This is a genomic window from Corynebacterium jeddahense (genome assembly GCF_028609865.1).
Taxonomy (GTDB): domain Bacteria; phylum Actinomycetota; class Actinomycetes; order Mycobacteriales; family Mycobacteriaceae; genus Corynebacterium; species Corynebacterium jeddahense.
In genome coordinates, this window is sequence record NZ_CP063194.1 from 1,791,775 (window position 1) to 1,815,233 (window position 23,459).

Annotated in this window: 19 protein-coding genes, 1 tRNA gene, 1 other RNA gene and 2 pseudogenes; 12 read left to right on the forward strand and 11 right to left on the reverse strand. The window is 67.0% G+C overall.

The genetic code is table 11. The features are described 5' to 3' along the window. Window positions 1–58: 58 nt before the first annotated feature. Window positions 59–1,639, forward strand: coding sequence for a CYTH and CHAD domain-containing protein (locus CJEDD_RS08685; protein WP_042409294.1), 1,581 nt, complete (start codon window positions 59–61; stop codon window positions 1,637–1,639). Between the two features lie 4 nt (window positions 1,640–1,643). On the opposite strand, the gene CJEDD_RS08690 is transcribed toward CJEDD_RS08685, so the two are convergent. After that, window positions 1,644–1,850 carry a hypothetical protein gene (locus tag CJEDD_RS08690; protein WP_042409297.1) on the reverse strand — a complete coding sequence of 69 codons (207 nt, stop codon included), beginning with the start codon at window positions 1,848–1,850 and terminating at the stop codon, window positions 1,644–1,646. Between the two features lie 84 nt (window positions 1,851–1,934). On the opposite strand from CJEDD_RS08690, the gene CJEDD_RS08695 reads away from it, so the two are divergent. Further along, window positions 1,935–3,110 carry a galactokinase family protein gene (locus tag CJEDD_RS08695; RefSeq protein WP_042409298.1) on the forward strand — a complete coding sequence of 392 codons (1,176 nt, stop codon included), beginning with the start codon at window positions 1,935–1,937 and terminating at the stop codon, window positions 3,108–3,110. A 14-nt stretch (window positions 3,111–3,124) separates the two neighbouring features. Here CJEDD_RS08695 and CJEDD_RS08700 read toward each other — a convergent pair whose 3' ends face one another. The 6 genes from CJEDD_RS08700 to CJEDD_RS08725 form a co-directional block, all read right to left on the reverse strand. Next, a complete protein-coding gene (locus tag CJEDD_RS08700) occupies window positions 3,125–4,534 on the reverse strand; it encodes a ribonuclease catalytic domain-containing protein (RefSeq protein ID WP_042409301.1) in 1,410 nt (469 codons plus the stop codon). Window positions 4,535–4,559: 25 nt separating this feature from the next. Further along, window positions 4,560–4,962, reverse strand: an RNA gene (rnpB, locus tag CJEDD_RS08705) — RNase P RNA component class A. Between the two features lie 231 nt (window positions 4,963–5,193). Continuing rightward, window positions 5,194–6,951 carry an IS3 family transposase gene (locus CJEDD_RS08710; RefSeq protein ID WP_273657480.1) on the reverse strand — a complete coding sequence of 586 codons (1,758 nt, stop codon included), beginning with the start codon at window positions 6,949–6,951 and terminating at the stop codon, window positions 5,194–5,196. A 108-nt stretch (window positions 6,952–7,059) separates the two neighbouring features. Further along, on the reverse strand, window positions 7,060–8,208 hold the full coding sequence (locus CJEDD_RS08715) for a bifunctional RNase H/acid phosphatase (protein ID WP_042408815.1): 1,149 nt from the start codon (window positions 8,206–8,208) through the stop codon (window positions 7,060–7,062). Next, window positions 8,209–8,889 carry a zinc ribbon domain-containing protein gene (locus tag CJEDD_RS08720; RefSeq protein ID WP_042408817.1) on the reverse strand — a complete coding sequence of 227 codons (681 nt, stop codon included), beginning with the start codon at window positions 8,887–8,889 and terminating at the stop codon, window positions 8,209–8,211. Between the two features lie 9 nt (window positions 8,890–8,898). Next, window positions 8,899–10,032: a Nif3-like dinuclear metal center hexameric protein gene (locus tag CJEDD_RS08725; RefSeq protein ID WP_042408820.1), complete on the reverse strand. Its 1,134-nt coding sequence runs from the start codon at window positions 10,030–10,032 to the stop codon at window positions 8,899–8,901. Window positions 10,033–10,068: 36 nt separating this feature from the next. On the opposite strand from CJEDD_RS08725, the gene CJEDD_RS08730 reads away from it, so the two are divergent. Next, window positions 10,069–10,701 (forward strand): HAD-IA family hydrolase, encoded by a 633-nt coding sequence (locus CJEDD_RS08730; protein ID WP_042408823.1) that lies wholly within the window; start codon window positions 10,069–10,071, stop codon window positions 10,699–10,701. After that, window positions 10,691–11,167: a low molecular weight protein-tyrosine-phosphatase gene (locus CJEDD_RS08735; RefSeq protein WP_074432564.1), complete on the forward strand. Its 477-nt coding sequence runs from the start codon at window positions 10,691–10,693 to the stop codon at window positions 11,165–11,167. Before CJEDD_RS08730 ends, CJEDD_RS08735 begins: the two co-directional genes overlap by 11 nt. 193 nt (window positions 11,168–11,360) lie before the next feature. On the opposite strand, the gene CJEDD_RS08740 is transcribed toward CJEDD_RS08735, so the two are convergent. Then, window positions 11,361–11,873 carry a hypothetical protein gene (locus CJEDD_RS08740; RefSeq protein ID WP_157034512.1) on the reverse strand — a complete coding sequence of 171 codons (513 nt, stop codon included), beginning with the start codon at window positions 11,871–11,873 and terminating at the stop codon, window positions 11,361–11,363. Window positions 11,874–11,988: 115 nt separating this feature from the next. Here CJEDD_RS08740 and CJEDD_RS12360 point away from each other — a divergent pair. From CJEDD_RS12360 to CJEDD_RS08760, 4 genes and pseudogenes are all read left to right on the forward strand, one after another. Beyond that, window positions 11,989–12,225, forward strand: a pseudogene (locus CJEDD_RS12360) (replication initiation protein). Between the two features lie 11 nt (window positions 12,226–12,236). Further along, window positions 12,237–13,187, forward strand: coding sequence for an SURF1 family cytochrome oxidase biogenesis protein (locus CJEDD_RS08750; protein ID WP_232297751.1), 951 nt, complete (start codon window positions 12,237–12,239; stop codon window positions 13,185–13,187). Window positions 13,188–13,205: 18 nt separating this feature from the next. After that, entirely contained in the window at window positions 13,206–13,619 is a 414-nt protein-coding gene (locus CJEDD_RS08755; RefSeq protein WP_042408832.1) for a hypothetical protein, read from the forward strand. 153 nt (window positions 13,620–13,772) lie between these two features. Next, window positions 13,773–13,848: transfer RNA gene (locus tag CJEDD_RS08760), tRNA-Val, on the forward strand. Between the two features lie 9 nt (window positions 13,849–13,857). Here the strand turns inward: CJEDD_RS08760 and CJEDD_RS08765 are convergent. Beyond that, a complete protein-coding gene (locus CJEDD_RS08765; RefSeq protein WP_042408833.1) occupies window positions 13,858–14,262 on the reverse strand; it encodes a DUF3052 domain-containing protein in 405 nt (134 codons plus the stop codon). 197 nt (window positions 14,263–14,459) lie between these two features. On the opposite strand from CJEDD_RS08765, the gene aceE reads away from it, so the two are divergent. Next, window positions 14,460–17,249 (forward strand): pyruvate dehydrogenase (acetyl-transferring), homodimeric type, encoded by a 2,790-nt coding sequence (gene aceE / locus CJEDD_RS08770; protein WP_273657710.1) that lies wholly within the window; start codon window positions 14,460–14,462, stop codon window positions 17,247–17,249. A 266-nt stretch (window positions 17,250–17,515) separates the two neighbouring features. Here aceE and CJEDD_RS08775 read toward each other — a convergent pair. Further along, window positions 17,516–19,312, reverse strand: a pseudogene (locus tag CJEDD_RS08775) (NAD(P)-binding domain-containing protein). Window positions 19,313–19,548: 236 nt separating this feature from the next. On the opposite strand from CJEDD_RS08775, the gene CJEDD_RS08780 reads away from it, so the two are divergent. Beyond that, window positions 19,549–21,306: an IS3 family transposase gene (locus CJEDD_RS08780; RefSeq protein ID WP_273657480.1), complete on the forward strand. Its 1,758-nt coding sequence runs from the start codon at window positions 19,549–19,551 to the stop codon at window positions 21,304–21,306. Between the two features lie 127 nt (window positions 21,307–21,433). Here the strand turns inward: CJEDD_RS08780 and CJEDD_RS08785 are convergent, their stop codons facing one another. After that, the gene (locus CJEDD_RS08785) at window positions 21,434–22,333 is read right to left on the reverse strand and encodes a Rib/alpha-like domain-containing protein (RefSeq protein WP_042409654.1); all 900 of its coding nucleotides are present in this window, start codon (window positions 22,331–22,333) and stop codon (window positions 21,434–21,436) included. A gap of 17 nt (window positions 22,334–22,350) precedes the next feature. Between CJEDD_RS08785 and CJEDD_RS08790 the strand changes: the two genes are divergently transcribed. Next, window positions 22,351–22,647: an acyl carrier protein gene (locus CJEDD_RS08790; RefSeq protein ID WP_042409657.1), complete on the forward strand. Its 297-nt coding sequence runs from the start codon at window positions 22,351–22,353 to the stop codon at window positions 22,645–22,647. Next, window positions 22,644–23,444, forward strand: coding sequence for an HAD-IIA family hydrolase (locus CJEDD_RS08795; RefSeq protein WP_042409660.1), 801 nt, complete (start codon window positions 22,644–22,646; stop codon window positions 23,442–23,444). The genes CJEDD_RS08790 and CJEDD_RS08795 overlap by 4 nt, the downstream gene beginning before the upstream one ends. The last annotated feature ends 15 nt before the right edge of the window (window positions 23,445–23,459 follow it).

Genomic DNA, 23,459 nt, shown 5'->3' on the forward strand with positions numbered 1-23,459 from the left:
GCGGGCGCTCAGCGCGCTAAACTTGGGGCCGACAAACGATGTAAGGAGGACAACGATCATGGCTGCACAAGCACCCGAGCAGTTCCTCGAGGTGGAGGTCAAGCTCGCCGTCGACGAGGGCACCGGCATGCCGGACCTCACCCAGCTCCCCGGCGTCGAGGAGATCGAGGGCATGCGCGAGCACAACCTCTCCGCCGTCTACTACGACACCGAGGACCTGCGCCTCACCCGCTCCAAGATCACGCTGCGCCGGCGCACCGGCGGCGCCGACGACGGCTGGCACATAAAGTTGCCGAAGGGCGAGGGCCGCAACGAGGTGCGCATGCCTCTCGACGACCCGACGGCCGTGCCCGAGGCGCTGCGCGCCCAGGTCCGCGCCATCGTCCGCAACGAGCCGCTGCAGCCGATCGCGCAGGTGGATAACCGCCGCGTGGAGATCACCCTCGCCGGCGCGGAGGGCACCGTCGCGGAGTTTTGCGACGACCACGTCACCGCCTGGTCACTCCTGCCCGGCGGCGAGCGCACGAGCTGGCGCGAGTGGGAGCTCGAGCTTTCCGAGGCGCTCGCCGGCACCGACGAGGGCAACGCGCTGATCAACCAGGCCACGTCGTTTCTCATCTCGGCCGGCGCGCGCAAGTCGTCGTCGCCGTCGAAGCTCGCCACCGCGCTCGGCGACTCGCTCAAGACCGCGCCCCTGCCGCCGCACCTGCAGTCGGAGCAGTCGCTTGACGACGACTCCGCGGCGGCCACCGTGGTGGCGTCGCTACGCAATCAGCGCGACGCGATCGTCGGCTGGGACCCGCGCGTGCGCGCCGACGAGGCCGACTCGGTGCACCAGATGCGCGTGTCCACCCGCGAGATGCGCTCCCTGCTGGAGACGTTCGAGGGCATCCTCGAGGGCGAGCAGCTCGCGTCGCTTGAGGACGAGCTGAAGTACGCCGCGGGTGTGCTCGGCGAGGCGCGCGACGCCGAGGTGGTCGAGGAGCGCTTCACCGAGCTGCTCGATTCCGACGAATCCGGCCTCGTCGACGACGCGGCACGCACCCACATCGCCGGGGACATGCGCGCCGACTACAACGCGGCGCACGAAAAGATCGTGGCAATGCTCGACTCCGAGCGGTTCATGGCGCTCCTGGACGCCATCGACGCCCTGCTCGCGGAGCCGCCCGTAGCGCTGAGCGCGGGCAAGAAGGACGAGGAGAAGCAGTCGGCCGAGGTGCTCTACGACCACCTCGAGCGCGGTTACAAGAAACTGAAGAAGCGCCACGACAAGGTCGTCGAGTTCTACGACGACACGACGCTGCCGCTGCACGAGCGCGAGAACTACGTCCACGACGTGCGCAAGGCGGCGAAGAAGCTGCGCTACTCCGCGAACGCGGCGCAGGGCGCGGGGCTCAAGGCCGAGCGGCTGGCGAAGGCGTGCAAGGCGCTGCAGTCCCAGCTCGGCGACTTCCAGGACGCGGTGACCTCGCGCGACCGCATCGAGCGCCTCGCCGATGAGGCCCGCGGGCGCGGCGAGGACACCTTCGCCTACGGCATGCTCTACCAGCGCGAACTCGATCGCGGGGAGCAGGCGTTAAGCGGCTACGACGACGCCGTGCGCGAGGTGCGTAAGGCGTTCAAGAAGATCAAGCCGTAACACCCTACTGCTCCCAGGACGGCGCGGCGCCCCAGTTGTCGTCGCGCTCGTCCTCGCTGTCGGCCTGCTTATTGCGCTGCGCGGCGATCTGCAGCGCGGCCTCGGCCTCCTCGCGCGTGTCGTACGGGCCCATGCGGTTGTCCCAGGAGGCCTGCATGCCCTGGGTCACCTCGCCGGTGGAGGGGTTGTAGTAAAACTGCTCGTCGGACATGGTCCGCTCCTTTGCTCGGGGGTCGTTTGCGGGTTCTAGACTACCGGCGCACTTGGTAGTCTGGTGACTGTTAAGGAGCGAGCAATGGCCAGATTTAAACCCCCCGCACAGTCCCCCGTGGAGCGCGTTCGCGCAGCTCACCCGGGGGCGTCGCCACGCGTTGCGACGGCCCCAGGCACCTGGGTGCTCATCGGCGAGAACGTCGACCACTTCGGCGGCGTGACGCTGGCGGGCACCGCCTCCCTGCGCGCCGCCGCGGCGGTGAGCCCGCGCCGCGACGGCCTACTGTCCTTCACCGCCCGCGGGCCGCTCGGCCAGGAGCTCGTCGCACAAACGCCGTACGACGATGCGCCCGCCGCCGGCCTCGAGCGGCGTTGGTGGGGTCTCGTGCACACACTCGTGCAGCGGCAGGTGCTCTCCCGGGACACGGCGGGCCTGGACATCACCGTGGAATCGGACGTCCCCGTGGGCGCGGGCCTCGGCGCGCTCTACGCCGCGGACGCCGCGATCGCCCTCGCGCTCGCCGCCGGGCACGAGGACGTGGACACCGCCCCGTTCCGCGCGCGCCTCGCGGAAGTCTGCTCCCACGCCGTGGCCTCGCACTCCTCGCTAGCGCTGCTGCGCGCCCGCCACACCGTCGCCCTGCGCGGCGGCGGCGAGGGCGTGAGCGTGCTTGACTACGCCGACGGCTCGCTCACCCAGGCCCCGCACCCGTCGCGCCACGGCGTGCGCGTGTTCTCCCTGGCCAAGGAGCTGGGCCAGCCCTACACGGACCAGCGCGAGGCGATCGCGGACCACCGCGCGTTCATCGACGCCGCGTGCGCTAACTTCGGCGTCGATTCGCTGCGCCAGCTTCCCGACGCCTCCGCCCGCGTCGTCCAGTGGGTCGAGGCCCGGCGCGCCGCCGGTGACGAGACCGCGCCCGCCCCGGAGGCGGCGCGCCGCTGGGTGCAGTTCTGCGAGACCGAGACACTGCGCTCGCTCGCGGCGGCGAAGGCGCTGCGCTCGCGCCGGGTGAACGAGCTGTTCACGCTGCTCAACTCGCCGTCCGAGTCCCACGGCTTGGCCACCCCGGACGCGCTGGTGGCGCTCGCCCGGGAGCGCGGCGCCGTGGCGGCCCGCCCGGCCGCGACCGGCACGTCCGAGGCCGTCATCGCGTTCGTGCCGGTGCGCGAGGCGGACGCCTTCGCCGACGCGATGGCGCGCGATTTCGAGGTCGTGGAGGTCCTGCCCGGCGAGGCGGCCCGCGTCGAGGCGTAGGCGGATTATTCGTTCTAGTCTGCGGGCCAGGCGAACCCGACCTCGCGCGCGGCGGGGTCCGCACGCACGAGGGAAAACTTCGTCTCCGTGCCTTCCGCGGGCGCGCCCGCGGAGGACGCCAGCACCGGCGGGTCGACGACGAAGATGCGGGCGTGCTCGTCGACGTCCGCCGGGGCGCCCACGCCGGATGTCTTCAGGGTCACGCCGCCGAAGTTGTGGCCCACCCACGGTTCGAGCACGGTCGCCTCGGTGAGGTGCAGGCACGCCTTTTCCACGGTGTTGGCGAGTTGCGAGGAGCGCCCCATCGTCTTGATCACCCGCGGCGCGTCGCGTTCCACCCACTCCGGCACCGGCTCGTCCGCGCAGATGGCCAGGCAGACCTCGGTGGCGTAGCGGTCGATCAAGCGGCGCAGCGGTGCCGTGACGTGCGAGTAGAACCCGCCGATGCCGGCGTGCACCTCCGCCTGCTTCTCGGACAGGTCGACGTACCCCGACCCGCGCAGGAGCTTCTGCGCCTCGCGCATCACCGCCATCCCGCGCGGGGTGTCGGCGTCCACCCCGGCGAGGAACTCGCCGATGTCGCCGGCCGGATCGAAGCCGAGGTTGCGCACCTCGCGGCGGAACTCGGCCTCCCCGCTGGCGTCCGCCGGTCCGAGTGTGCGCAGGAACCCGACACCGGCGTCCACCATCATCCGCCCCGCCACCATGCCGGTGAGCAGGGAGATCTCGGAGTTGTAGTCCATGATTGGGTGGCGCGGCTCGATGACCAGCTCGAAGGTGCCGCCGTCGCCGACGACGCGCACGGACGGCAGGCGCAGGTTAATCGCGTGCCTGCGTAACGACGACCTCTGGCGCAGCACGCCAACCTCCGGCAGCAGCGCGATCGAGGGGTGCACGGTCCCGTTCTCGAGGTCGGCGTGGACGCCCTCGTAGTCCAGCCTCGCCACCGAGCGGACCAGCGCGCGCTCGACGTGGGCGGCGTCGACCTCGCCGTCCTCGTCGAGCTCGAATGTCCACAGCACGGCCGGCCGGTCCACGTCCGGCAGGAGCGAAGCCGAGCCCTCCGACAGCTCCTCGGGGTGCAGGCGCGCCGGCTCGTCGGGCAGGTAGATCGTCTGGCCGCGCTCGAGGGACTCCTCCGCCACCGGGGAGCCGGGTGCCACGAAGGCGCCCACGTCCGCGATGGCGTAGCGCACGACGTACCCGCCGCCGGGCCGCTTTTCGACGTGCACCGCCTGGTCCAAGTCCTTCGACCCCGCGGGGTCGATGGTGACAAGGGGGACGGAACGAGCGTCGATACGCGACTGCGAAAAGCGGTCCTCGAGCTGCGACGCCGCGCGGTGGAGCTCGGGCGAAAACTGCGTACGGACGCCGAATTCGCGGGCGATCGGGCGGAAGTTGAGCGGCGCGGCGTAGAGCTTCATAGGTTGCCATCGTGCCACGAATGGGCGAATGAGTCGGCCTGTGAGCCGGATTCTGTTCCCCGCGAGCGGGGCGGCGACCATCCATCTGGGCCACCCATTGCTGGGCGCCTCAAGCAGCTACCTTCGGACTGGGCGGGCAGCCTACGTCCGACGACCTCCGCCGCTGCGGGCGGGGGCTCTTGCCTTGCTCCCGGCGGGGTTTACCTGGCCGCGCGTGTCGCCACGCACGCCGGTGCGCTCTTACCGCACCCTTTCACCCTTACCTCGTACGAGTTCGTACGAGGCGGTCTACTTTCTGTTGCACTTTCCCGCGGATCGCTCCGGGTTGCCGTTAGCAACCGCCGTGCCCTGTGGAGTCCGGACTTTCCTCGACCTGCGCCTTTCTGGTGTGCAGTGGTTCGCAGCGCCGCGGCCGCCCGGCCGGCTCATTCGCGGTTTGTGAGCTTACGCTTCTTGCTTCGCGACGTTCAACCTCCGGCCCGCGGCGCCTCGTCGGCCTTCCCCGGCCCGCCCCGGCCCCGCCTAGGCGTCCCCAGCCCGCCCCGGCCCGCTCCAGCCAGCTCATGGGGCCAAATCCAGCTACTAGGACCCAGCTAATCGCCTCTCAAGGGGATGCGGTCTTTTTGTTGGAGTGCGTTTTGGGGGACTTTGTCTCGTTGTTATGCACTCAGTGCCTTGCGGTGCTCGGCGATGGTGGTGTAGCCCTCGCCGAGTGTCGACTTCAATCGTGTGTTGATGTAGAAGTCGATGTAGGAATCAATATAGTCGCGCATTTGCGCCACCGTCATCGTCGACACCACAGGCCTGCCTTTGAGCAGTTCTTGTTTCATCGTGCCGAAGAAGCCTTCGGTGCGCGCGTTGTCGCCGCTGGTGGCTTTGCGCGACAGTGACGGGATGTATCGCCACCGGTTGCCGCACCATGTATCGGCCTGGCAGTCGGGGCAATCCAAGATGTTGTGGGTGTGGTCGGTAATCAGACTGACCCAGCGTTCACTGCGGTAGAGCCCACCACGATCGGAATGGATGATCGGTTGTGCCTCGTCGGGTTTTACCTCGTCGATTCGCGCGATCATCTCGGCGACCAAGTCGTGGTTCGGTGATGTTGACATGGTCACCGCAATCGGCATCCCGTCGTAGAAATCGATCGCTGCCGACAGAAACAATTTGCCGTCTGGGCAGTGGATTTCGGTGACGTCGGTGCCGATTTTCTCCCACGGGGCATCCGCGTGGAAATCGTGGGTCAGCCCCTGAGCGTCGGCGTGGTCGATGAAGTACTGCGACGGTGCAACAACCGGCCGGGCCACATCCACATCCGCATCCCCATCATCGTCACTGTTGTCGGTTGGGGCGATCAGCAGCAGGTTCGCGGGTTTGTGGTCGGTTTCACCGGTGTAGGAGGAGTATTTGCCCGACGCTTTCGCCGGCGGGCGGCACCCAAGCTCTTCCATGAGGGTACGCACGATCTTTTCCGACACTGTATGCCCCATGATCTTCAGCCAGGCGTGGATGCGCCGGTAGCCGTAGCTTTGCCCGGATTCGGCTGCTGCCTGCAAGATCAGCGGTTTGAGTGCAGCGCGGCGCTGTTCGCGCTGGTGCACCACCTTCGTGTGGGTGTGTCGGTGGTAGTAAAACGTCGACTGCGCAATCCCGACAACCGCGCATGCTTTGGCGATGGAAAACCCGTGGGCGTCCGTGAGGGCAACCACCACTGCGGCTTTCGCCGCGGTGGACAGTTCCCCGTCACGGACGTCGTCTTTTCCCCGCGACTCACCGCCACGGACGTTGCCTTTTCCCTGCGGCTCACCGTCGCTCATGAGCACTTGGATAATGGCGTCTTTGACTGTTTCCCGGTCGCGCATCTCGACAACGAGCTTTTTCAGCTCGTCCATGTCACTGGGTAAATCAGCGATGTCGTCTATCGGTCCAGGCCCTGGCAGCCACTCGTTGACTGGCCGGGGTGGCCTTTTCGCATCGGCTGCTTCATCGACTCGCTGCTGTTGATGGTTGCGTTGGACTTTGCGGTGTTTGCTCACGCGTTCCATTGTCGCCGCAAACGCCTCGTCGAAGGTCATCGACGCTGCCGAATCGCGGTCGTCATCGTCTGGCCAGTACCGCTTCGTCCAGGTCAGTGCTGCGGTGTCGTTGACATCGAACTCCACGGCAATCTCACGCACCGTCGCCTGCGAGGTCAACCTGCGTGCTACAACCTTCGCGATGGTCTCAGCGTCGTAGGCGCGTCGCGTGCCATCAAAGGACTGGCCGCGGCGTTTGGCCGCAACCCAGTTGCCGACCGTGTCCACCGATGGTCGGCGACCACATACGTCTTCAGCCCAGTCGCAGACCTCACGGGCAGACGCCCCAGCCAAAAACCTCTCAACCGCACCATCGCGGATATCAGATGGAAACCCTGCGGGCATTGGAATACCTTCCAGCCCCCAACACTCCAACTTTTTGTCCGCGCTCCCCAAACGCTAATAGCTGGATCTTAGTAGCTGGAAACGCGGAGCCGGGGGCGGATTCGCGCACTACCCGCGGTGGTGGGCGACGTCGTTGACGCAGCGCACCACGCCGTAGTCGCCGTAGAAGTCCACGACGGAGATGCTGGCCAGGTCGAGGAACAGGTGCTTGAACATGTCCGCGTTCGCGCCGAGGCCCTGCCGCACGAAGGACTTCACCGGCGTCATGTGCGTGACCACGAGCACGGTCTGGCCCTCGTAGCGCTCCTGTAGCTTCAGCCGCGCGCGGGTGACGCGGCGGTGCAGCGCGGCGAGCGACTCCCCGCCCGGGGGCGCCACGCTCGCCGACGCCTGCCACTCCTCGAACGCCGCCGGGTCCTTCGCCGCCGCCTCCTCGCGGGTGAGCCCCTCGAAGTCGCCGAACGCCATCTCGCGCAGGGCGTCGTCCGTGGCCACCTCGAGCCCGAGCGCCTCGGCGGCAAAACGCGCCGTCTCCTGCGCGCGGGCCTGCGGCGACGCGACGACGGCGTCCACCTGGCCGAAGCCGCGCAGCGCTGCGGCGGCCCGGCGCGCCTGCTCGCGGCCGGTGTCGGTGAGCGACGGGTCCGAGGTACCGGAGAAGCGCCGCTCGGCCGAGTGCTGCGTCTGCCCGTGGCGGAGCAGGATGAACCGGGTGCGCGGGGCGTCCTCGCCGGCCCAGTGTGCGGGGCTCGCCGTCGTGTGCGAGGGCGATTGCTTCTCGACGCCCTCCGGCTCACCCTTCTTCTCCCCCACCCACACGCCGGTGCCCTTCACAATCCCCGGCTTGTCCCCGCGCGCGGCGGCGTCCATGGCCACGTTGGACAGCTCGTCGGCCTTCTTGTTCTTCGCGCGCGGCACCCAGGTGTAGGTAACGGAGTCGAACCCGGAGGCGAGGTCGCGGGCCTGGCGGGCAAGCTTTTGCATGTCTGGGTGCTTGATCTTCCAGCGCCCGGTCATCTGCTCAACGACGAGCTTGGAGTCCATGAAGACCTCCACCTGCGTCGCCCCCACCTCGCGCGCCGCCTCGAGTCCGCGCAGCAGGCCGTGGTACTCGGCGACGTTGTTGGACGCCTTCTTGCCCACGACGTAGGCGATTTCGGCGAGGGTATCGCCGGAGGCGTCGTAAAGCACGGAGCCCGAGCCGGCGACTCCGGGGTTGCCGCGCGAGCCGCCGTCGCAGTAGAGCGTGACCTGCATCTACTGCTCCGGGGTGACGCGCACGAGCAGCGTGCCGCAGTTCGGGCAGGTGGGCAGCTCGTCGGCGGGCTCGGCGAGGACCTCGGCGCGCTCGGACGGAGGCAGCTGGATGAAGCAGCCGCCGCAGGCACGCCCGTTGAATTTCGCGGCGCCGATGTCGTCGTAGGCGCCCAGCACGTCGGCGGGCAGCTGCTCGCGCAGGGACGCGGTGTCCACGTCCTCGACGGCGGGCAGGGCGTCGACGGCGCGCTGGGCAGCCTCGACCTTGCGGTTCGCCTCGTCCACGCGCGCGGCGTGCACGTCGCGGTTGTTGCGCAGCGCCGCGATCTCGTTGTGCGCCTCCTTGAGTTCGGAGAGCAGGTCGGCGATGCGCGACTTCGCGGCGTAACGGTCGTGCTCCAAGTCCTTGCGACGTTCCGGGTCGGTCTCCGCGCCGAGCTGGCGCTTGTCGTCCATCTCGCGCTTCTTCAGCTTGCGCTCGTCCTCCTGGATGCGCAGGATTTCCAGCTCCATGTCGTCGACGGCAAGCTGCGCCGCGGAGGAGGCGTCGGTGAGGCGCTGGCGTTCGTCGAGAAGCGTGCGCAACTCCTGCTCCTCCGGGCGAACGCGCGGCTGCGACGACGCGCGGTCGGCGTCGGCGAGCTGCAGGAGGACGGGCTGCAGGTCTTTGGAAAGGTGCATCGGAACTCCTTATTCGGGGTGCGCGGAGACGGTCCAGGGGTCGGTACGGATGCGCAGGATCTCGGTGCCGACGCCCAACGGCGCAACGATACCCGCCGCCTGCTCCGTCCACGGAAACTCGCTGGCCCAGTGGGCGGTGTCGATGACGGCGGGTCCCCCGGCGCGCAGGTGCTCGTCGACGGGGTGGTGGCGCAGGTCGGAGGTGACGTAGACGTCCACGCCGAGCGCCGCCACGTCCTCGAGGAAGCTATCGCCCGCGCCCGAGGAGACCGCCACCTTCTGCACCATCCGCTCCGGATCGCCGGCGGCGCGCACGCCCCACACCGTCTCCGGCAGGGCGTTGGCCACCTGCTGGGTGAATTCGCGCAGCGTCATCGGCTCTGGCAACTCCCCGATGCGCCCGAGGCCCGTGGCCCGCTCGAGGTCGCCCGTGTCCGCCATCTGCACCACGTCGAACGCGGGCTCCTCGTAGGGGTGCCGCGCCCGCAGCGTATCGACGAGCCTCCGGCGCAACCGCGCCGGCGCCACGAACTCGACGCGAATCTCATCCGCCGTGAAGTGCGTGCCCACGGCCCCATCGGTCGGGTGCGCGCCCTCCACCGGCGTGAACTCCCCGGTGCCCTCGAACGAGAAGGCACACTCGCGGTAGTTGCCGATCGCGCCGGCGCCGGCCGCGAACAGCGCCTGCTTCAGCGCGGGCGCGGCCTCCGGCGGGACGTGGACGCCCCAGTGGTCCACGGCGTCGAGCGCCACGGGCTTGATCGGGCGGCCCGGGGTGATGCCGACGAGCTCCGCGAGCTCGTCGGAAACACCCGGGCGGGCCGAGTCCGCGTTCGTGTGCGCGGCGAACAGAGCGCAGCCGCCGACGAGCAGGGTGTGGATGACCTTGCCCTTTGGGGTGTCCGCCGCCACGGAGTGCACGCCGCGCAGGAGCAGCGGGTGGTGGACGACGAGCAGCTGGGCACCCGTGGCCACGGCGGCCTCCGCCACCTCCTGGGTGCAATCGAGCGCGAAGGCCACCTTGGTCACCTCGTCGGCAGGGTCGCCGCAGATGAGTCCCACCTGGTCCCAACTCTCGGCCAGCGCGGGCGGGTAGGCGGCCTCGAGCGCGCCGACAACGTCTTGCACAGTCACAGCAGTCATGGCAGCCAGCCTACAAATTTGGAACAGTGGGCAAGCGTGACCACCACATTGCTTTTCGACGTCGACGGCACCCTCATCGACTCCTTCCCCGGCATCCGCCACGGCTTCCTGCTCGGGCTTAAGGACGTGGGCTGGGATGTGCCCGACGAGGACTTCATCCGCCGCATCCCCGGCCCGCCAATGCCGGAGACCATGCGCTCGCTCGGCATGTCTGCGGCGCAGGTGGATCAGGCCATGCGTGCCTACTCCGACTACATGTCCGGCGAGGGATGGCAGCGCTTCGAGGTCTACCCCGGCATGGATGTCCTGGTAGAGCGGTTGGCGGGTGAGGGCTACCGCGTGTGCACGGCGACGTCGAAAAGCGAACGCTTCGCCCGCGCCGCCCTTGAGCGCGCGGGCCTGCTGGAACACATCGATTTCCTGGGCGCGGCGTCGAACGACGGGGTGCGCGCGAAGAAGGTCGACGTGATCCGGCACGTGCTGGAGACTGCTACGCCCGAGCGGCCGCTGATGGTCGGCGACCGGCTGCACGACTTCGAGGGCGCCGCGCACTTTGGCATCCCGAGCGTGGCCGTGACCTGGGGTTACGGCGCGGCCGAGGAGTGGGAATTGGCCGACTACGTGGCGCGTGACGCCGCCGAACTAGAGAGGATCATCCGTGAGTTCTAAATTGCACATCGACTTCGTCTGCACCGGCAACATCTGCCGCTCCCCCATGGCGGAGGTGATCCTGCGCGAGAAACTGGCGCAGGCCGGGCTGGGGGACGCGGTGACGGTGACGTCGTCAGGCATCGGCGGCTGGCACGTGGGACAGAAAGCCGACGAGCGGGCGCGCGCCGAGCTGGCCGCGCACGGCTACGACGGCGAAGCCCACCGCGCCCAGCAGTTCGGGTATGCGCAGGAGCAGGCCGACCTGATCGTGGCGCTGGACACGAACCACGTTTCCGAGCTGGTCGTGCGCGGCGTGCCGGAGGACAAGGTGCGGCTGCTGCGCTCCTTCGACGCCGCCGCTGAGGAAGGCGCGGGTGTGGCCGACCCGTATTACGGCGGGCCGGAGGGCTTTGCGGTGGTGCGCGAGCAGATCGAGAGCGCAGCTGATGGCATTATTGCCTGGGTGCGTGAACGACTAGACTAACCCGGCGTGAGCGCCAGAGAGGATCAGGCGGGCGAAAGCCCGTGGCGTGTACAAAGGGCGGGCGAGGGTGCTCACCGGCGTCCAAGTTGCGCAGACCAAGCAGTAGGTCGACGATGGTGTGCCTAAAGGGGGAAGGAAATCCGGGGTGAGAAGTGGGTCACCTCACCGAATCTATAGGCCCTTGAAGCAATACTTAGACCGAGAAAGGGCGACCGTAGTTAATGTATTCGTTACTACTTTCAGTAAACGGTGACAGCAAGTAGCGACTCTTCCATGGGCATGGGACCCGCCACAGGTACGTGTTATCGCCTAAATAACCGTCTTCGTTTTGTGTTCCTTCTCGTTCAGGTTGGGGACGCACGATTCCAAGGAAACTATCTGGGACGCGAGCTTTACGTCCTACCGGATTCGACCATTGGAGATCCTGATTACAGTATTCGTCGTCCATAAATGGGCCGGTAAAGTGGATGAGAATTTCACGCGGTGCAGCACTGGGATGAGGGAGATTATCAATGGGAATGTCCTCGTACCAGATATCATGGTTTATCTGTTTCCCCTCTTCGATCCAGTTGAGGACGGTTGTTTCGTCGAAACTAGCACCTGTCAAGACTTGTAAAGAACTGCTAGGATCGTCTAGGTAGAAGCGTTTCACATACGCCAGATAGATACGTGGTGGGGGAACGACCCGGGGAGCATTGTCAGTCATTGCCGGGAATTTTACAACCTACGCGGGTTGGTTTGCTATAAACGCGTGCGTAAAACGTGCCCGTCGTAGTGACAATCTTGCGGGCATTAACCGGCTTAGCGGCAAAGCCCGATGCTTGTGGCTGATTGATCCCGTCTATGCCAACGAGTCCGGCACATCGCAGAACTTGGAGCTTCTAGCGGCCACGCGCCGCACCTTGGTTGGGTTCTTGGATTAAGATCCGAATTTTGCCCACCGGTTTAGCCGCAGCCCGTTCTACACCGGGGATAGCCCGGATCGGTATATCAGGTATCGACAGCATCACCGCATTGACCGGCTGTCCGACTTCATCAAGGGGTGCGGAAGCGACTAGACTAACCGCCCGTGAGTGCGAACCAGCCAAAGTCGTGGTGGCGGCAGATGCTCACCCCCGGCTGGATCATCGCCGCGCTGCTGATCGGCCTGTTCTCCTACTACGCCTTCACGTTCCTCGCGCCGTGGCAGCTGGGCAAGAACGAGGCGCTCGTCGAGCGCAACGAGCACATCACCGCCGCTTTCGACCACGACCCGGAGCCGATCACCGACCGCCTCGGCGCGGACGGCTCTCTCCCGCCGGACAACGAGTGGTCCCGCGTCGTTGCCACCGGCCACTACACAGGCCACGACGTGCTGCTGCGCCTGCGCCCCGTCGACGGCACCCCGGCGTTCCAGGTGCTCACCCCGTTTACGCTCGAGGACGGCCGCACGATCATCGTCCACCGCGGCTGGGTGAAGGCCGTCGACTCGACGCAGGTCCCGCACGTCGACCCCGTCCCCGCCGGCGAGGTATCGGTCACCGGCATGCTGCGCGCCGACGAGGGCGTCCACCCCAACGCCCCCATGCACGAGCAGGGCTACGACATGGTCTACTCCATCAGCCCCGGCCAGATCGGCTCGCTCGACGGCATCGACGTGGTCCAGCCCTACCTCCAGCTGCTCAGCGACCAGCCCGGCGTGCTCGACCCGATCCCCCTGCCCCAGCTCGAGACGGGCAACCACCTCTCGTACGGGCTGCAGTGGATCCTCTTCGGCATCGCCGCTCCCGCCGGCCTCATCTACTTCCTCGTCTCAGACTCGCGCGAGCGGCGCCGCTTCGAGGAGGAGCAGGAGCAAATGCGTATCGACGCCACCTCCGGCTCCCCCGGCCCCGACCCCGATCCCGACGCTCCTGCTGCGCCTGCTCCTTCGCCTACCACTGCGCCCGCCCCGGCGCCCGCCCCGGCACGGCGCCAGCGCTACGGATCGTCCCGCGCCAACCCGTGGGCCAAGGCCTACGATAAGGAGCGAGAACGCTAGCCCGTCGAAGGGGGAAGAGTGGAAACCGCCGTCGCTGAACAGATCGAGTCTCTGCTGCTCGCCCTCGAGGCCGCGGGCGTGGTACCCGCCGACGGCGTCGAGCCCGACGACATCGAGGACGCCGTGTTCGACGACGCCGTCCGCTTCGCCGCCCGCCCCTTCGCCGCGCTCGCGGATCTGCGCGATCCGGACGGCGCGCCCCTGTTCGCCCTGGCCGCGCCCGGGTCGCTGGCCACCCGCGCCGCCCGGGCCTGCGCCGCCGCAGGGTGCGAACTGTGGGACATCGCCGTCGTGCCGGACGCCGCGGACTCGCTTGCCGGTTCCGCGCGCGTGCGGTTTTCGGAGTGGGACGTCGCGGACGTGGATTTCGACGGCCCCTCGGCCCGCTTCGAGCTCGGCATCCTCGCCGCCATCGAGGCCCGGACGCTCTAGCGCGGGCGCCCGCCGGCCGGCTCGCTCTCGAGGAGTAAGCATCCTCGGGTAAGCATTTGGCTTACAGGGCTGGTTGGCTCACGGGGCTGGTCGGCTCCGGGGGTCGGCGGGTTTCGCCCCGGTGCGCGGCTCTGGTAGCGTTATCCGGCACACGCGCCGTTAGCTCAGCTGGAAGAGCAACTGGTTTACACCCAGTAGGTCGGGGGTTCGAGCCCCTCATGGCGCACCACGATTGGCGCTACCGCTTGGGCGCCGTGAGGCAGGAGCCCTGCCAGCCGCCGAAGCGGTCCGCCTTGGTCTGTACGAAGCCGGCGAGCTGGGCGGATTCCGCGATCTCGGCGGGGGTGACGACGCCGGAGGAGCCAGCGCCGGGTGTCATAAGCCAGATGCGCCCGCCGGGGCCGAGGCCGCGGGAGACGTCCACGAGCTCGTCGACGAGGTCCCCGTCGCCGTCGCGGAACCAGAGCAAGATGACGTCGCAGGCTTCCTCGGCGTCGTCGTCGAGGAGCTCGGCGCCGATGGCGTCCTCGATCGCCTCGGAGATGGCCGAATCAGCGTCGTCGTCCCAGCCGATCTCCTGTACGACATCGTCGGGTCCGACCCCGAGCCGCGCAGCGTAGGTGTCCACTCCTGTGGCACTCAAGATTCCACGTCCTCCATGAATTGTTGCGGTGAGTTGGCGTCAGCTTAACGTCGATACGCATGCTCTGCGCGCAAAGCGGTGATTAGTCTCACCAAAACGTGCCCAGTGTCGGAATTCGTCGGCGCGAGGACGTATCCTGGGAAACGCTATTGCCCCGACGAACCCAGGAGGTTGAAGTGGCCGAGAACGAACAAGAGATGATCGACGCCCGAGTGAAGAGCGCGGCGGATGTTGACACGAACATCCTGTCCCTGCGCGAAGGCGTGGCGTCCTACCTGCACGACGCGGACCCGGAAGAGACCCAGGAGTGGATGGACTCCCTCGACGGGCTACTCGAGGAGGCGGACCCGGAGCGCGCCCGCTACCTCATGCTGCGCCTCATCGAGCGCGCGAACGCGAAGCGCGTGCCGCTGCCGGCGCTCTCGTCGACGGACTTCGTCAACACGATCCCAACCGAGCTCGAGCCGGAGTTCCCGGGCGACGAGCAGATTGAGAAGCGCTACCGTCGCTGGATGCGCTGGAACGCTGCGGTGATGGTGCACCGCGCGCAGCGCCCCGGCATCAAGGTCGGCGGCCACATTTCGACGTACGCCTCCGCGGCGGCGCTCTACGAGGTCGGCTTCAACCACTTCTTCAAGGGCAAGAACGCGGAGCAGGGCGGCGACCAGGTCTTCTTCCAGGGCCACGCCTCCCCGGGCATGTACGCGCGCGCCTTCATGGAGGGCCGCCTCACCGAGGACGACCTCGACGGCTTCCGCCAGGAGCACTCCCGCGAGCAGGGCGGCCTGCCGTCCTACCCGCACCCGCACGGCATGCCGGAGTTCTGGGAGTTCCCGACCGTGTCCATGGGCCTTGGCCCGATGAACGCGATCTACCAGGCCCGCTTTAACAAGTACCTGCAGGACCGCGGCATCAAGGACACCGACAAGCAGCACGTCTGGGCCTTCCTCGGCGACGGCGAGATGGACGAGCCGGAGTCCCGCGGCCTCATCCAGATGGCGTCCCTCTACGGGCTGGACAACCTCACGTTCGTGATCAACTGCAACCTGCAGCGTCTCGACGGCCCGGTGCGCGGCAACGGCCAGATCATCCAGGAGCTGGAGAGCTTCTTCGTCGGCGCCGGCTGGAACGTGATCAAGGTCGTCTGGGGTCGCGAGTGGGACGAGCTGCTGGCGAAGGATGAGGACGGCGCGCTCGTCCACATCATGAACACCACGAAGGACGGCGACTACCAGACCTTCAAGGGCAGCGACGGCGCCTACGTCCGCGAGCACTTCTTCGGCCGCGACGAGCGCACGAAGAAGCTCGTGGAGAACATGACCGACGAGGAGATCTTCAACCTGCGCCGCGGCGGCCACGACTACCGCAAGGTCTACGCCGCCTACAAGCGCGCTCTGGAGACGAAGGGCAAGCCGACCGTCATCCTCGCCCACACGGTGAAGGGCTACGGCCTGGGCCACAACTTCGAGGGCCGCAACGCCACCCACCAGATGAAGAAGCTCTCGCTGGACGACCTCAAGCTCTTCCGCGACAAGCAGCAGATCCCGATCCCCGACGAGGTCCTGGAGAAGGACCCGTACATGCCGCCCTACTACCACCCGGGCGAGGACGCCGAGGAGATCAAGTACCTGAAGAAGCGCCGCGAGGAGCTCGGCGGGTACCTGCCGGAGCGCCGCACCCAGTTCACCCCGCTGGAGCTGCCGGACTTCGAGAAGACCTTCAAGCCGATGTTCAAGGACTCCGGCAAGCAGCAGGTCGCCTCCACCATGGCGCTCGTGCGCACGTTCAAGGCGCTCATGCGCGACAAGGAGATTGCTAAGCGCGTCGTGCCGATCATCCCGGACGAGGCCCGCACGTTCGGCCTCGACTCTTGGTTCCCGACGCTGAAGATCTACAACCCGCACGGCCAGAACTACGTGCCGGTGGACCACGACCTGCAGTTGTCCTACCGCGAGGCCATCGACGGCCAGATCCTGCATGAGGGCATCAACGAGGACGGCTCGTCCGCTTCCTTCATCGCCGCCGCGACGTCCTACGCCACCCACGGCGAGCCGATGATCCCGATGTACATCTTCTACTCGATGTTCGGCTTCCAGCGCACCGGCGACAACTTCTGGGCCGCCGGCGACCAGATGGGCCGCGGCTTCATCATCGGCGCGACCGCCGGCCGCACCACGCTGTTCGGCGAGGGCCTGCAGCACATGGACGGCCACTCCCCGATCCTCGCGTCGACGAACCCGGCCGTCATCCCGTACGACCCGGCCTTCGCCTACGAGATGCCGTACATCATCTCCAAGGGCATCGAGCGCATGTACGGCGACAACCCGGGCGAGAACGTGATGTACTACATCACCGTCTACAACCAGCCGCACCACCAGCCGGCCCGCCCGGACAACCTCGACGTCGAGGGCCTGCACCGCGGCATCTACCTTTACGACGAGGGCAAGGACCTCGAGAACAAGGTCTCCCTGCTCGCCTCCGGCGTGGGCATGCAGCAGGCGCTGCGCGCGCAGGAGATCCTGCAGGAGCAGTACAACGTCGGCGCCGCGATCTACTCGGTGACCTCCTGGACCGAGCTCGCCCGCGACGGCCAGCGCAAGGCCAACGAGCAGCTGCTCCACCCGGAGGAGGAGGTCGAGGAAGCCTTTGCGACGAAGCAGCTCAAGCAGACTTCCGGGCCATACATCGCCACGAGCGATTTCGCCTCCGACCTGCAGGAGCAGATCCGCGCCTACGTCCCGGGCCAGTACATCGTGCTCGGCGCCGACGGCTTCGGCTTCGCCGACACCCGCGAGGCCGCCCGCCGCTTCTTCAACATCGACGCCGAGTCCATGGCCGTCGCCGCCCTGCTCGGCCTGGCCAAGGAGGGCAAGATCGACCGCTCCGTGGCGGCAAAGGCCGCGAAGGACCTGAAGATCGACGACCCGACCGCCGCCGAGCCCGTCCACCCCGCTGAGGAGGAGGGCCCGGAGAACGCGGCCGAGTAGGAGCTGAGCGCCGCGGGTGCGCTGGTGCGCTGGCGCTGCGGGTGCGCGTTTCCCCGGTGAAACCGCCCTCGCGCTCCGGCCCGCGCCGGCCCGTGGCACACGTTTCCAGCTACTAAGACCCAGCTAATCGCCTTAAAAAGCCGATTAGCTGGGTCTTAGTAGCTGGATTTGGCGTTGAGGGGAGGAGGACCGGGTTCAGGCGGCTGGCGGGGCTGGGCTGAGACCGAGCCCCGCCCGCCGCCGGGCCCCGCCCGCTTTAGCCGTCGTTACGCTGCGTGATGCACCTCGGCGAGCTCGTAGACCGGGGTGTCCATGCCCTCGTAGCGGGCCTTGAGCTGCAGCGCCATGTAACGCGAGTAGTGGCGCGACTGGTGGAGGTTGCCGCCGTGGAACCAGAGGTTCGGGATCTGGGTCGGCTTCCACATGTTGCGCAGCTCGCCCTCCCACGGGCCGGGGTCCTTGGTGGTGTCGGAGCCCAGGCCCCACACCTTGCCCACGGTATCCGCTGCCTCCTTGGACACGATCTTTTCCACCCAGCCGTTCATCGAGCCGTAGCCGGTGGCGAGCACGATGACGTCGGCGGGGATCTCGGTGCCGTCGGTGAGCACTACGGAGCGTTCCTTCACTTCCTGGATGGTGGTGTTGGAGTAGACGGGCACGCGGCCGTCGATGACCAGCTCGGACGCGCCAACGTTGACGTAGTAGCCGGACCCGCGGCGGAGGTACTTGATGAACATGCCGGAGTCGTCGTCGCCGAAGTCGATGAGGAAGCCGGCGTTGGTGAGGTCGTCGTAAAACTGCTTGTCCTCTTCGCGGATGACGTCAAAGACCTTCTTCTGCTCGGCCGGCAGCAGCTTGTACGGCCAGGACGCGAAGAGCAGGTCGGCGGTGTCCGTGTCAATGCCGTTTTCCACCGCATCCTCCGAGTACAGCGGCCCGAGAACGTGGCCCATGAGCGCGTCGGAGCGCACGATGAGCGTCGAGGAGCGCTGCACCATCGCGGGCCGGGCCCCGTTGTGCACGAGGTCCGCGGCGATGTCGTGCGCCGAGTTGTTCGCGCCGAGGATCACCACGTCCTTACCCTCGTCGCCCGCGCCGCCGGGGTGCTCGGACGAGTGGCGGATCTCCCCCTGGAAGTTCTCCTGGCCGGGCAGGTGGGGCTTGTTGGCCACGCCGGACATGCCGGTCGCGAACACGAGCTGGACCGGGTGCATCTCGGTCTCCACGCCGCCGCGGTTGAGGGTCACGTCCCAGCACCCCTCCGCCTCGTTGAACGTGGCGCTGGTGACCTCGGTGTCCGTCCAGTAGTCGAGGTCCATGATGCCCACGTAGTGCTCGAGCCAGTCCCCCATCTTGTCTTTCGGGGTGAACACGGGCCAGTCGTCTGGGAACGACAGTTAGGGCAGGTGGTCGTACCACACCGGGTCATGGAGGCACAGGGAGTGGTAGCGGCCGCGCCATTGGTCACCGGGGCGAGCTTGCTTATCGACGATCACCGTCGGCACCCCCTGCCTCTTCAGCCGTGCGCCGAGCGCGATGCCGCCCTGGCCACCCCCGATGACGAGGACGTAGGGCTGCTCCGTCACACCGAGCGAGGCGCGGCGCTTTTCCCGCTTGTCGGCCCAGTTCTCCGGGTCGAGGTCCGGCCCGTGCTGTGCGCCGAGCTCGCGCGTGCGGCCCTTGCGCTCCGGGAAGTCCTTGAGCTCGCGACCCGACGTGAGCAGCGTCCAGGCAAGCCCGTCGCGCAGACGCAGTACGCCGCGGCAGTTGAAGTCCTTCGTTTCGCAGGTGAACTGCACGCGGGTGACGCCGTCGCCCTCGTCGGCCTCCTCGGTGATCTGCGTGTTGGTGATCTGGCAGGCCGGGTGGGTTTCGCGCACCATCCGCGCGATCTCGTCGCGCCCCTCTGCCGTGTGCAGGTTCCAGGTGAAGCTGATGAGGTCGCGCCAGAAGCTGTCCTCCTCGAACAGTTCCGCTACCTGCGCCGCCGCCTCCTCGGGATTCTCGTTCCCCGTCGCGCTTTCGAGCTTGTCCAGCCATTCGCGCGCTTGAGTGTCCGACATTGTTGGGTCCTTTCACATCCGGTTTGTGGTGCACGACACACTGTAGCCAAATGTGTCGCCCGTCACTCACTTTTCCCGGATGTGACTGTTTGCCGGGTTACGCCCGGTCCCCGCACCGGTCCCCACCGGCCCGCGGCGGCCCGTGGCACACGTTTCCAGCTACTAAGACCCAGCTAATCGCCTTAAAAGGGAGCGCGGACAAAAAGTTGGAGTGTTGGGGGCTGGAAGGTATTCCAATGCCCGCAGGGTTTCCATCTGATATCCGCGATGGTGCGGTTGAGAGGTTTTTGGCTGGGGCGTCTGCCCGTGAGGTCTGCGACTGGGCTGAAGACGTATGTGGTCGCCGACCATCGGTGGACACGGTCGGCAACTGGGTTGCGGCCAAACGCCGCGGCCAGTCCTTTGATGGCACGCGACGCGCCTACGACGCTGAGACCATCGCGAAGGTTGTAGCACGCAGGTTGACCTCGCAGGCGACGGTGCGTGAGATTGCCGTGGAGTTCGATGTCAACGACACCGCAGCACTGACCTGGACGAAGCGGTACTGGCCAGACGATGACGACCGCGATTCGGCAGCGTCGATGACCTTCGACGAGGCGTTTGCGGCGACAATGGAACGCGTGAGCAAACACCGCAAAGTCCAACGCAACCATCAACAGCAGCGAGTCGATGAAGCAGCCGATGCGAAAAGGCCACCCCGGCCAGTCAACGAGTGGCTGCCAGGGCCTGGACCGATAGACGACATCGCTGATTTACCCAGTGACATGGACGAGCTGAAAAAGCTCGTTGTCGAGATGCGCGACCGGGAAACAGTCAAAGACGCCATTATCCAAGTGCTCATGAGCGACGGTGAGCCGCAGGGAAAAGGCAACGTCCGTGGCGGTGAGTCGCGGGGAAAAGACGACGTCCGTGACGGGGAACTGTCCACCGCGGCGAAAGCCGCAGTGGTGGTTGCCCTCACGGACGCCCACGGGTTTTCCATCGCCAAAGCATGCGCGGTTGTCGGGATTGCGCAGTCGACGTTTTACTACCACCGACACACCCACACGAAGGTGGTGCACCAGCGCGAACAGCGCCGCGCTGCACTCAAACCGCTGATCTTGCAGGCAGCAGCCGAATCCGGGCAAAGCTACGGCTACCGGCGCATCCACGCCTGGCTGAAGATCATGGGGCATACAGTGTCGGAAAAGATCGTGCGTACCCTCATGGAAGAGCTTGGGTGCCGCCCGCCGGCGAAAGCGTCGGGCAAATACTCCTCCTACACCGGTGAAACCGACCACAAACCCGCGAACCTGCTGCTGATCGCCCCAACCGACAACAGTGACGATGATGGGGATGCGGATGTGGATGTGGCCCGGCCGGTTGTTGCACCGTCGCAGTACTTCATCGACCACGCCGACGCTCAGGGGCTGACCCACGATTTCCACGCGGATGCCCCGTGGGAGAAAATCGGCACCGACGTCACCGAAATCCACTGCCCAGACGGCAAATTGTTTCTGTCGGCAGCGATCGATTTCTACGACGGGATGCCGATTGCGGTGACCATGTCAACATCACCGAACCACGACTTGGTCGCCGAGATGATCGCGCGAATCGACGAGGTAAAACCCGACGAGGCACAACCGATCATCCATTCCGATCGTGGTGGGCTCTACCGCAGTGAACGCTGGGTCAGTCTGATTACCGACCACACCCACAACATCTTGGATTGCCCCGACTGCCAGGCCGATACATGGTGCGGCAACCGGTGGCGATACATCCCGTCACTGTCGCGCAAAGCCACCAGCGGCGACAACGCGCGCACCGAAGGCTTCTTCGGCACGATGAAACAAGAACTGCTCAAAGGCAGGCCTGTGGTGTCGACGATGACGGTGGCGCAAATGCGCGACTATATTGATTCCTACATCGACTTCTACATCAACACACGATTGAAGTCGACACTCGGCGAGGGCTACACCACCATCGCCGAGCACCGCAAGGCACTGAGTGCATAACAACGAGACAAAGTCCCCCAAAACGCACTCCAACAAAAAGACCGCATCCCCAAAAAGCCGATTAGCTGGGTCTTAGTAGCTGGATTTGGCGTTGAGGGGAGGAGGACCGCCCCCGCCCGCCGCCGCGCTACGGCAGGAACTGCTGCACGTACGGCATGGCGAACGCCGCGATCCCCGCGACCACGGCGAGGATGCCGACCACGAGCGCCGCCTTCTGCAGCGGCGAGGAGCCCGCCGGGGCGTTGGAGGTCGACGGCACGGGCTTCGCTGTCCCGGTCTGCGAGCCGCCCGGCTGCGAGCCGCCCGGCTTGGGGTTCGCCGTCGTTGTCGGCGGCGGGGCAACCACGCCCTTGCCCGAGTTCTTCAGGAACGCGGCAGCGTTGCGCGACGTGCCGTCCGCGAAGGTCACCTTGACGTCGAAGGAGGCGCCGTCGTAGGAGGTCTTCGGCACCGCGACGGTGATCGCGCCGGTGTGCGCGTCGAGGGTCGCGCCGAAGGCGGGAGTGCGGGTGAAGGACCATTGGGCGTTGTCAGGCAGAGGTAGCTCGAAGTTGTTGTGGGGCGTGAGGGTCGCGGTCTCGCCTGGGTCGGCGGTAACCGTGTCGTACAGCGGGTCGTAGAGGAACGCGTCGTCCGGAACGAGCACCGGCGCGGCATCGATGTACTCCCAGGACGTATCCGGGTACGTCACCCGGGCGCGCCCGGGGACCGTGTTCTCCCCCGCCGCCACCGGCTCGTTGCCGTAGTGGTTGAGGCGCGCGCTGAGCACGTCGCCGTGCCGCTCCAGCTGGATCTTCCACAGCTCGGTGTTTTGGCCGTCGAGCTTCCACGTCGTGCCCTCCGGCGCGCCCTGGAGCGTGTACTCGGCGTTCGTGCTCACGCCGTCGCCGGGCACCGCGTGCACCAGCCGCGGGGTCGGGTCAAAGTACGGCTGGTACAGCTCGTCCATCGTCGCGGCGGAGGCTACCGGGGCGACGACGAGTCCGGCGAGGGCGGCCACTGCGGCCGGGAGTGCGAGGCGTTGCATGGGCTTATCATATCGGCATGGAACTTTCACAGCGGTTGGATCTCGGCGGGCTCGAGCTCGGCGGCGAGGGCGGCGAGGACAAGGCGCCGTCGTCGGGGGATGTGTTCGGGAGGTTGGCGGAGCTCGTCGATACGCTAGGCGGCTCCGACATCACCCCCACCACCCGCCTCGACGAGGCGGGACTCACCTCGCTCGATCGCATCGAGCTCGCGGTCCGCATCGAGGAGGAGTTCGCAGTGCGTATCGACGAGCACGTCTACGCCACCCACGACACCGCCGGGGAACTGGCGCGCTACATCGAGGAGCAGCAATGATTTCGTACCTGACCGACATGGACGGCGTCCTGCACCGCGAGGGCAACGTCATCCCCGGCGCGGAGGAGTTCATCCGCGCGCTGCGCGCCGACGGCATCGAGTTCATGGTGCTCACGAACAACTCGATGCAGACCCCGCGCGACCTCTCCGCGAAGCTCACGCGCATGGGTCTGGACATCGAGCCGGAGCGCATCTGGACCTCCGCCACCGCGACGGCGAAGTTCCTCTCGCAGCAGGCGGGCGAGGCCTCCGCGTACGTCATCGGGGAGGCTGGCCTGACCACGGCGCTGCACGAGATCGGCTGGATCCTCACCGACGCAGACCCGGACTTCGTAGTCCTCGGCGAGACGCGCACGTACTCGTTCGAGGCGCTGACCACGGCGTCGAACCTGATCCGCAACGGCTCGCGCTTCATCGCCACCAACCCGGATCTGACTGGCCCGGGCCCGGCGGGCGTCGTGCCGGCGACGGGCTCGGTGGCGGCGATGATCACGGCGGTGACCGGCATGAAGCCGTACTACGTGGGCAAGCCGAACCCCGTGATGATGCGCACCGCGCTGAACAACATCGGCGCCCACTCGGAGAACACGGTAATGATCGGCGACCGCATGGACACCGACGTCAAGGCCGGCCTCGAGGCCGGCATGCGCACCATCCTCGTGCGCAGCGGCATCTCGGACGACGCCGAGATTGCCAAGTACCCTTTCCGGCCCACCGCCGCCGTGAACTCCGTGGCGGACCTGGTGGACCGGATCTGGGACCCGTTTGGCGACGGGTTCTACGCCGACGGGGAGTAGCCGCGCGCGGGAGCG